8 protein-coding genes and 1 CRISPR repeat array are annotated in these 9938 nt (G+C 63.2%); of the genes, 6 read left to right on the top strand and 2 right to left on the bottom strand.

Annotated features, from left to right (window positions below):
* Positions 1-113 precede the first annotated feature (113 nt).
* Complete coding sequence (locus J3481_RS13805; RefSeq protein ID WP_328702172.1) at positions 114-512, top strand: acyl-CoA thioesterase; 399 nt, start codon at positions 114-116, stop codon at positions 510-512.
* Between the two features lie 56 nt (positions 513-568).
* Here the strand turns inward: J3481_RS13805 and J3481_RS13810 are convergent, their stop codons facing one another.
* Together J3481_RS13810 and J3481_RS13815 are read right to left on the bottom strand one after the other, a co-directional pair.
* On the bottom strand, positions 569-1201 hold the full coding sequence (locus tag J3481_RS13810; RefSeq protein ID WP_206832717.1) for an MBL fold metallo-hydrolase: 633 nt from the start codon (positions 1199-1201) through the stop codon (positions 569-571).
* Positions 1202-1231: 30 nt separating this feature from the next.
* A complete protein-coding gene (locus tag J3481_RS13815; RefSeq protein ID WP_206832716.1) occupies positions 1232-1798 on the bottom strand; it encodes a cysteine hydrolase family protein in 567 nt (188 codons plus the stop codon).
* Between the two features lie 251 nt (positions 1799-2049).
* Here J3481_RS13815 and J3481_RS13820 point away from each other — a divergent pair, with 251 nt between their 5' ends.
* The 5 genes from J3481_RS13820 to J3481_RS13840 all read left to right on the top strand — a co-directional run bounded on the left by J3481_RS13820 (position 2050) and on the right by J3481_RS13840 (position 8140).
* Entirely contained in the window at positions 2050-3117 is a 1068-nt protein-coding gene (locus J3481_RS13820; protein ID WP_206832715.1) for a BMP family lipoprotein, read from the top strand.
* Positions 3118-3183: 66 nt separating this feature from the next.
* The gene (locus J3481_RS13825) at positions 3184-4704 is read left to right on the top strand and encodes an ABC transporter ATP-binding protein (protein WP_206832714.1); all 1521 of its coding nucleotides are present in this window, start codon (positions 3184-3186) and stop codon (positions 4702-4704) included.
* Entirely contained in the window at positions 4701-5774 is a 1074-nt protein-coding gene (locus tag J3481_RS13830; protein WP_206832713.1) for an ABC transporter permease, read from the top strand. The genes J3481_RS13825 and J3481_RS13830 overlap by 4 nt, the downstream gene beginning before the upstream one ends.
* Before the next feature lie 36 nt (positions 5775-5810).
* Entirely contained in the window at positions 5811-6728 is a 918-nt protein-coding gene (locus tag J3481_RS13835; protein WP_206832712.1) for an ABC transporter permease, read from the top strand.
* Positions 6729-6919: 191 nt separating this feature from the next.
* On the top strand, positions 6920-8140 hold the full coding sequence (locus J3481_RS13840; RefSeq protein ID WP_206832711.1) for an MFS transporter: 1221 nt from the start codon (positions 6920-6922) through the stop codon (positions 8138-8140).
* 4 nt (positions 8141-8144) lie between these two features.
* Positions 8145-9799: a CRISPR direct-repeat array (repeat unit 37 nt; unit sequence CCTTCAATGGGGCCGCCGACGATCTCGGCGGATCAAC).
* The last annotated feature ends 139 nt before the right edge of the window (positions 9800-9938 follow it).

Below are 9938 nucleotides of genomic sequence, written 5' to 3' on the forward strand. Positions count from 1 at the left end.
GGTGGATACCATTTTCTTTCTCTCAAGTTGGGGTGAAGTCCTTCTTTGTGCTCGAAAAACCCTTGCCGCACAAGGGCTCTTGATTCTGCAAAAGGCTCATCCATGAAACAAAGATTCATATACGTTACAGCGATACCGATTTGAACGGGCACGTCAACAACGCGGTCTACGCCACATACATGGAGGAATCCAGAATTTCATTTTTGCAGGAGGTGTTCGGTCAGCGGCTCCCGCTCGTCATCGCCTCGCTGCACATCGACTTCCGCAAGGAGACGCGCTACCCGGAGCACATGGATGTCGTGGCGCGCACGTGGCTGACCCGGCTCGGGAGATCAAGCTTCGAATTCTACTGTCAGATCTGCAGCGAGGCGGGCGAGGTGATGTGCGAGGGCAAGGCGGTGGTGGTGTACTACGACTTCGAGAAGCGCACGTCGAGCCCCCTGCCGGATTGGGTGCGCGAAAAGCTCCTGCCCTACGTGCGCGAGCCCGAGGAATCGAACGTCGGCGTGTGAGCGCACACGCGAGGAGGCGGCTTGTTGACGGCCGCCTCCTCGTGTTGTCCCGGCGTCTATTCGAGAAGCGCCTCCCAGAGCGACCCGCGCCGGACGGGATCGCCGTGCGCCGGGCAGACCCAGTCGAACGACAGGCGGCCGACGTCGGCGAGGGAGCGCCGGAGCGCGGCCTTGTCCCAGGTGAGAAACGACGGCGACTTTTTCAGCCGGCCACCGCGGGTGGTGACGAGATCGCCCGCGAGAAGGGTGTCGAACGCGACGAGGCACACGTGGCCCGGCGTGTGCCCGGGCGCCGGCACCACCTCGAGCGCGCCGACGCGCCGGCCGGGATCGAGCGCGCGGTCCACTTTGGGCCGCTCGACGCGCATCATGCCTGCGATGGCGCGGCGAACGCCCTTGGGCTTGGCCTTCCCTTCGATATAGGGGATGTCAGGCCCCGGCGCCCACAGGGTGGCGCCCGAAAGCTCCTTGAGCCGCTTGGCGTTGCCGATGTGATCCACATCGAGGTGCGTCAGCACGATGTGGGCGAGATCGGACGGCTTGAGGCCCAGGGAGGCGAGCGCCTGGACGATGGCGTCCGCTCGCCCCGGCATGCTCGTGTCCACCAGGACGGGCTCGTCGCCGAGCACGAGATAGCTGTAGCTGCCTTTGGTGCCTTCCAGCAGATGAATGTTCGGCGCAATTTCCATGCGCAGGCCTCCTCGAGCACGCCGCCTCCATCAGGCGAGCGTCTTCGTCCATTCCTCCACCGTCATCACGTCCGCCTGCCGAGGGAAAACCTTCTCGACGAGCACGCGGTGCACCTCTGGATCGGCGTCGAGGCACGCGTCCCTAAGCACCGTCAACACATAGTCCTTGTCCGCCGCTTCGCGCAACGTCGACAGGACGACGCCGGAAGTGGCGATCCCGCAGAGCACCAGGTGCGTGATGTCCTTGGCGCGCAGGATGATCTCGAGATTGCTGCCCGCAAACGCGCTCACGCGGTACTTGGTGATGACGGGCTCCCCGGCCTGCGGGGCCACCGCGGGATGGATCTGCGTGGTGTCGTCGGTCACCGCCATGTTTCGCGCCTGCGCCAGGTGCGCGAACATCTTGTTGCGCGGGCTTGCCTCCGGGAATCCCTCGCTGAACGCGACGCGCACGAAGATGACCTGCATACCCGCGCGCCTCGCGGCCGCCACGGCGTCCTGGAACGGCCGCATCCCCGCCTCATCCTGGATGTAGCGCGACACAATGCCGTTTTGCACGTCCATCACGAGCAGCGCCGTGTGTTTCGCATCCGCCATGAAACATCCTCCTCCACTTTGCGGCTTCGCGCCCATCTGTCGATCCCGTCCGCCTTGCCTTCAATGATACCCCGGCAAACCTTGCGCGGCCAAACCGGCGAACCCCGGCGGCCCTGTCGCTCGCGCCGAGATCCAGCAAATTGACACAGGAGTGTTGTCGTCCGTTGTCGAATCAGAGGCGAATGGTTTCGAGCATGGAAACCGCGCCAAGTGCAAATGCTTCGGGTAATCGAAAAAAGGGGGCTCTATACATGAGGAAGAAGGTATGGAAAACCTGCCTGGCGCTGGTGACGGTTGGCGCCCTGGCAGCAGGCTGCGGCACCAACAACTCGTCCGGGACCAACACGTCCAACACCGGCGGGACCAGCAACGCCACCTCGACAAGCGGCAAAACCATCAAGGTGGGCCTCGTGACGGACACCGGCGGCCTGAACGACAACAGCTTCAACCACTTGGCGTACGTCGGCATGCAGGAGGCGAAACAGCAACTGCCCAATATCCAGACCTCCGTCGTCCAGTCCCAGTCGGAGTCGGACTACGTGCCCAACCTCAGCCACTTCGCGCAGGACGGGTACGATCTCGTCATCGCCGTGGGTTACCTGATGGCGGACGCCGTGCAACAGGTCGCCAAGGAGTATCCGAAGACGCACTTCCTGATCATCGATGACAGCATCACGGGCATCCCGAACGTCGCAAGCGCCATCTTCCAGTCGCAGCAGGCCGGCTACCTGGCAGGCGTCGTGGCCGGCATGGTGCAGAAGAACCACCTGCTCAAAAACATCAACAGCCACAACACCGTGGGCGTCGTGGGCGGCCAGGAGATTCCGCCGGTGGACACGTACATCGCCGGCTTCCAGCAGGGCTTCCACAGCGTCGATCCGACGGGCAAGGTTATCGTCGAATACACCAACTCGTTCAGCGATGAGGCTGCGGGCAGCCAGTACGCGCAAAATGAGATTGCACAGGGCGCCGACATCATCTTCCCGGTTGCGGGCGGCACCGGCATCGGCTCCATCAAAGCCGCCCAGAGCGCGAAGGTGTACGCCATCGGCGTGGATACGGATCAGTCGTATCTCGCGCCCGGCACCGTCATCACGAGCGCCATCAAGCGCGTGGATACCTCGGTGTTTGACACCATCAAGGCCGTGCAGGACGGAACGTTCAAGAGCGGCGTGAACAACTTCGATCTCTCGAACAACGGCGTCGGGATCGCGCCGCTCATGTCGGGCCTGCCCAAGTCGGTGACGGACGCCGTCAACCAGGCGAAGCAGCAGATCCTGAGCGGCAAGGTCCAGGTCTCGACCACCGTGCAGAAGTAAGATGACACCGGGCGGCGCCGCCAGGCCCGCCCGGGGGTTCAATTTCCTTTGGAGGCGATCCCGGCTTTGGAACCCGTGTTGGAAGTCGTGGACCTCAAAAAATGGTTTCCAGGCGTCAAGGCCAACGACGGCGTGAACCTGACCGTGCGCGCGGGAGAAGTGCACGCCATTCTCGGCGAAAACGGCGCCGGCAAGTCCACGCTGATGAAAGTCATCTACGGCCTGCTCGAGCCGACGGCGGGCGAGATCCGGCTGTTTGGCCAGCCCGTCCACTTCCGCAGCCCGCGCGACGCCATTCTCGCCGGGATCGGCATGGTCCACCAGCACTTCATGCTGATCCCCGCGCTCACGGTGGCGGAAAACGTCGTGCTCGGCGACGAGCCGGGCGGCGTCCGCTTCGACCGGCGCCAGGCGGTACAGCGGGTGCGGGAGTTGTCCGAGCGCTACAGGCTCGCCATCGATCCCAACGCCAAGGTGGGCGATTTGACGGTCGGTCTCCAGCAGCGCGTGGAAATTCTCAAGGCATTCTACCGGAAAGCGCGCGTGTTGATTTTGGACGAGCCGACGGCCCTGCTCACGCCCCAGGAGACGCGCGAGCTGTTCAACATCATCCGGACGCTGAAGGCCGAAGGCACCCCGGTCATCTTCATCAGCCACAAGCTGGACGAAGTGCTGGAAATCAGCGATCGCGTCACCGTCATGCGCGCCGGGAAGACGGTCGAGACGATCGACACCAAGGGCGCGACGCCGCAGACGCTCGCGAATCTCATGGTGGGCCGGGAGGTCGTGCTGCGCGTGGAAAAGCCGCCTGCGAAGGCCGGATCGCCCGCGCTTGAAGTGCGCGGACTGCGCGTGCGCTCGGCGGATCGCCATGAGCGCGTGAAGGGCGTGGATCTGACCGTGCGGCGCGGCGAAATCCTCGGCATCGCGGGCATCGACGGCAACGGCCAGTTTGAGCTGGCGGACGCCATCGCGGGACTGTTGCGCGCGGAAGAGGGGCAGATTGTGCTCGATGGGCGCGACATCACCCATCTCTCCCCCGCGGAGCGCACGCAACTCGGCATCGCGTACGTGCCGCAGGATCGACAGCTCGATGGACTCATTCTCGCGTTCGATCTCGCCGACAACGTGATCCTGAGGGACTTCCGCCGGCCGCCCTTTTCGCGGCGCGGCATCCTGAACCGCCGCGCGGCCGAGGCGTACGCCAAGCGGCTGATTGAGGCGTTTGACGTGCGGCCGCCCGACTTTCGCCGCAAGGCCTCGGAACTCTCCGGCGGAAACCAGCAGAAGGTGATCCTCGCCCGCGAGGTCTCGCGCGATCCGCTTGTGCTGATCGCGGCCCAGCCCACGCGCGGACTGGACGTGGGCGCCATCGAAGGCGTGCATCGCCAGCTCGTGCGCCTGCGCAACGAAGGCAAGGCGGTGCTGCTCATCTCGCTCGAACTCGACGAAATCCTGAGCCTGTCCGATCGCATCGCGGTCATGCACGATGGCGAGATCGTCGGCGTGCTGGACGGGGCGGAGGCGACGCGCGAGCAGCTCGGCCTCATGATGACCGGTCAACGCGCCAAGGAGGGAACCGTGTGAAGGCGCTTCAGTCGATTCTACTGCCCGTGGCCGCGAGCCTGGTGGCCATTGTGATTGGCGCCATCCTCGTGGCGGCGCTCGGATACAACCCGGTATCCGTGTACGGATCGCTCGTGTCCGGCGCATTTGGCAGCCTCGGAAATCTCGGCAACACCATCACCGCGAGCCTGCCGCTCATCATCATCGGGCTGGGCATTGCCCTGTCGTTTCAAAGTGGCCTCTTCAACATCGGCGCAGACGGCCAATATTGGATTGGCGCCACCGCGGCGGTGTGGGTCGGCTATCACTTCACGTCCCTGCCGGGTTGGCTGCACATGGTGCTATGCCTCTTGGCCGGCATGCTCGCGGGCGCCATCTGGGCCGGCATCGTGCCCGGATTGACGAAAGCGTTTGTCGGGGCGCACGAAGTCATCACCACCATGATGATGAGTTACATCGCGATTTTGTTCGCACGCTACCTGATTGAGGGCGGGCCCATGCAGCAGAAAGGCTACATCCCGCAGTCGCCGCTCATCGCGTCGAACACCCAGTTCCCGTATTTCACGCAGGGGTTTCAGCAGGCGCAGCTCTCGCCCATCTCGATGATCATCGCGGCCATCGCCGTGCTGGCGGCCTGGTTTTTGCTGTACAAGACGACGCTCGGGTTCTCCCTGCGATCCGTCGGATTGAACGCGCGAGCGGCCAAATACGCGGGCATTCGCGTGAAGCTGTACATCGTGCTGGCCCTCGCCCTGTCCGGTTTGTTCGCCGGCCTAGCGGGCGCGGTGCAGATGCTCGGCGTGGATCACCAACTGCTCGACGGGTTCTCGTCGAACTACGGTTACACCGCCATCGTGGTGGCGCTCCTGGCGAGAAACAATCCGCTCGGCGTGATCATCTCCGGCCTCTTCTTCGGCGCACTTACCACGGGCGGCCAGAACATGCAGATTGCGTCCAACGTGCCGGCATCGCTCACCAACGTGCTTGAGGGGCTCATCATCTTCTTCGTCGGGTGCGAGCGCATCATTCCGCAGGTCATCGGCTGGTACCGGCGGCGGCGCTCAGCGCGAGCCCAGACGCCGGCGAGCTGACGAGCCGGTGTACGCATTGGAAAAGGAGGCGCACGGATGGTCTTCTCCAACCCTGAAATTTGGGCACTGACCTTGTCCATGGCGATCCCGCTCGCGCTCCCGGCCGTCGGCGGCACGTTCTCGGAGCGCACCGGCGTCGTCAACATCGCCATGGAAGGCATTATGTTAATTGGCGCCTTCTTCGGCGTCGCGTTCTCGTATTGGACGGGTAACGCATGGGTGGGCCTGCTTGCCGCCATCGTGTGCGGAGCGCTCACCGCGCTCGCCCTCGCCTGGGGCGCCATTCACGTGTCAGCCGATCAGACGGTGCTCGGCATGGGCATCAACATCTTTGCAGCGGGACTCACGACGTTCCTCTTGAACACCCTGTTCGGGTACAGCGGCACACCCGTGAACACGCCGAAACTGCCGACGCTCAGCATTCCGGGCCTGGATCACATCCCGTACATCGGGATTGTGTTCCAAAATCAAAGCGTGCTCGTCTACATCGGCATCGTCCTGATCTTCCTGTCGCACTGGTTCCTGTTTTCCACGCGCCTGGGGCTCAGGATGCGCTCCGTGGGTGAAAACCCGCTCGCCGCAGACACCCTCGGCATTCCCGTGTGGCGCCTGCGCTACCTCGGCGTCGTGCTGAGCGGCATCTTTTCCGCCATCGGAGGCGCGTATCTGTCCATCGGCATCCTGAACGGGTTCACGTCGAACATGACGAGCGGCCGCGGCTACATCGCGCTCGCCGCCATGATCTTCGGCAAGTGGACACCGCTCGGCTCCTTCGGTGCAGCGCTCATCTTCGGCTTCTCCACCGCGCTCGGCATCGTCCTGCAGGGCCACGGCGTATCGTCCAACCTTCTGCAGATGATCCCGTACGCGCTCACCATTCTCGCCTTGACCGGACTCATTGGCCGATCCACACCGCCGGCGGCGGACGGGATTCCCTACGAGCCGCGGAGGTGATGGCCTCACCCCGCTTGGGCGCCGCTCCAGTGTGAGCCGGCGCTTTTTTCGCGATATGATATTTGGAGATGGAAGAAGGGAGCCATCCGCATGCACAGGCCCATTTGATCCGCCTCGTCGGGGGAAGCCCCGTCTGTCTGAAAACATCTACGAGCTCCAGCAGGGGGCTCCTGATGAGGTGACAAACGAAGATGTTGACAAGGGCGTCGTGGTACCGCCACCGCGGTCTGGTGCTTTTCATGATCGCGGATGGCGTTTCGGTTCTAGGTGATCAGGTGGGGTGGATGGGACTCCTGTGGTGCGCGATGACCATGACCAAGAGCGCGCAGGTGCTGGGATGGCTGGGCCTCGCCTATGGCCTGCCAGGTGTCGCGCTCGGCCCCATCGTTGGTCACGTGCTCGACCACACCTCCCACAAGCGAACGCTCGTCGGATCCCACGCCACGCTCGGCGCTCTGTTCGCATCCATCGCCGTGCTGCATGGGATCCACGCGCTTCCTGTGTGGGCGCTTCTGATGTTCGCGTTTGCGGCAGGCTGCCTTGCGCCGTTCTCGACCGTCGGCTGGAGCGTCGTCATCCCAAGCATCGTAGCGGATGATGAGCTTGGCCCCGTCAATGCGCTCATGGAGGTCCTGTGGAACGGCGCATCCATCCTAGGACCGACACTTGGCGGAATCGCCATCGCGCGCGCAGGAATCTCCGCGGCCATCCTCTTGGACGCAATTTCGTTTTGGCTCGCGGCCCTATGTGTTGGACTGGCGGAGATACCCGGGCAGGCGAGGCGTTCGCCGATGACGATGCGTCAGGCGGCGCGGCCGTTGGTGCTAAACACCCTCGAGGCCATGAAGACGTTGTACGCGCTGCGTCCGGTCTGGTGGATCACCATCGGCGCGTGCGCGCTCAATCTGGCGTACGGCGCGCTTGACATCGAGTTGCCCCTCCTGACACACCGGCAGTTTGGCCGAGGCGCCTGGATCCTAGGCAGCCTTTGGACCGCCTATGCCATGAGCTCGATTGTTGGGGCGGCGTTAAGCGGCTCGATCCCCAAAAGAGGCAAGACCGGCGCAGTCATGGCGTTGATGATCATCGGATGGGGCGCGGCGTTCGCCCCGCTGTTCTGGATCCACGCCTTCACACTCACCTACGTGTCCCTCGCCTGCGCCGGACTCCTGTTTGGCGGATATCCACCGCTGGCGCGGACCGTCGTCCAGCGCTCTGTGCCGACGCAGGTCATGGGACGCATCATGGGCCTACGGGGCTCCCTGATTGCACTTGGCCCGCCGCTCGGTTCGTGGCTCGGTGGCATGTTGGATAGATGGCTCAGTCCTTCGGAAACCATTGCCCTGATCGGCATGGCCGTCGTGGCCGTCGGGTGTTGGCTTGGCTTACGGGGTGACTTTCGGAAGATATAAGCCTCCGTCAATGGGGCCGCGGACGATCTCGGCGGAACAACAGCGCGTTCGATCTGCGATATGGATATACGCGCCAGAGCTTCAATGGGGCCGCCGACGATCTCGGCGGAACAACAGTGCTGCGCTGGGTGAAGGTGGCGGGCCAATGACGGCTTCAATGGGGCCGCCGTCGATCTCGGCGGAACAACAACCTTCTCGTGATCATCGACAGGAACAGTTTGACGCTTCAATGGGGCCGCCGTCGATCTCGGCGGAACAACTCAGTTCCTACAGGCGTTGGACGTAACCGGCGATGTGTTGCTTCAATGGGGCCGCCGACGATCTCGGCGGAACAACATGGGCAATGGGGTTTAGGGGATTCTGCTATCCTTGCTTCAATGGGGCCGCCGACGATCTCGGCGGAACAACGAGGGCTCGGGCAAGCCTAGCAGGGGGTGCCTCCCTGGTGCTTCAATGGGGCCGCCGACGATCTCGGCGGATCAACCTCGTCAATGCCTGCCCACGGATCCGGGAACTGTTCCTTCAATGGGGCCGCCGACGATCTCGGCGGATCAACAATTCGATTCCTCTTCATATACAACAAGATGTCGTTCAAGCCTTCAATGGGGCCGCCGACGATCTCGGCGGATCAACTGAGGTCACCCAATTGAGACGAACCATCAGACGCAAACCCTTCAATGGGGCCGCCGACGATCTCGGCGGATCAACCAGGGGGGCCAGGGGGTCCCATGTCAAGGCGGGCCGCCTTCAATGGGGCCGCCGACGATCTCGGCGGATCAACCCATCCAATAATCAATCTCACGGACATGCCGCTCCCGCCTTCAATGGGGCCGCCGACGATCTCGGCGGATCAACTGCGAAATAAAGCTGCGAACCGAAACCAAACGAACCCCTTCAATGGGGCCGCCGACGATCTCGGCGGATCAACGCCAATCCAACATCTCAATACCTCCGCACACATCCACCCCTTCAATGGGGCCGCCGACGATCTCGGCGGATCAACCCACCAAGAGGCCGATGAGCGCCAGCAGCACAACGTCCCTTCAATGGGGCCGCCGACGATCTCGGCGGATCAACCGCCCTGCGCCTCATGGCCCCACACGCCGGACGTCCTTCAATGGGGCCGCCGACGATCTCGGCGGATCAACGGCGATTTGAACCGGAATAAAACCGGAACAGAACCGCCTTCAATGGGGCCGCCGACGATCTCGGCGGATCAACATGTGATGCAGGACTAAGGAGGCGTCGAAATGAGCCTTCAATGGGGCCGCCGACGATCTCGGCGGATCAACGGCGCTGTTTGGCCCAGGCTTGCGTCTGGGGTGTTCCTTCAATGGGGCCGCCGACGATCTCGGCGGATCAACCAGGACATTCTCCATCACAAGTCTACCGGTCAAGGTCCTTCAATGGGGCCGCCGACGATCTCGGCGGATCAACCGCGTGACGCCCGTCCGCGTCACATTGTAGCGCTGTCCCTTCAATGGGGCCGCCGACGATCTCGGCGGATCAACGCCGCTCTTGCATATTGACCAGGTTGTGGTGCGCAACCCTTCAATGGGGCCGCCGACGATCTCGGCGGATCAACGTATCCCACTATTCCGCGATCCAGAGTGGGAAGCAAACCTTCAATGGGGCCGCCGACGATCTCGGCGGATCAACGTAGCTAGCGACAGATCGGCTGAGTAGCGACAGATCGGCTGAGTAGACCCTCATGTCGATTTTCGACGCCACGGGATCATGAAAATGGCGATGTTGCGCGCTACGATGGTGATAAGCAACCACCAGAGCTCGATCCCTC

Source organism: Alicyclobacillus fructus (assembly GCF_017329605.1).
GTDB lineage: Bacteria > Bacillota > Bacilli > Alicyclobacillales > Alicyclobacillaceae > Alicyclobacillus > Alicyclobacillus fructus.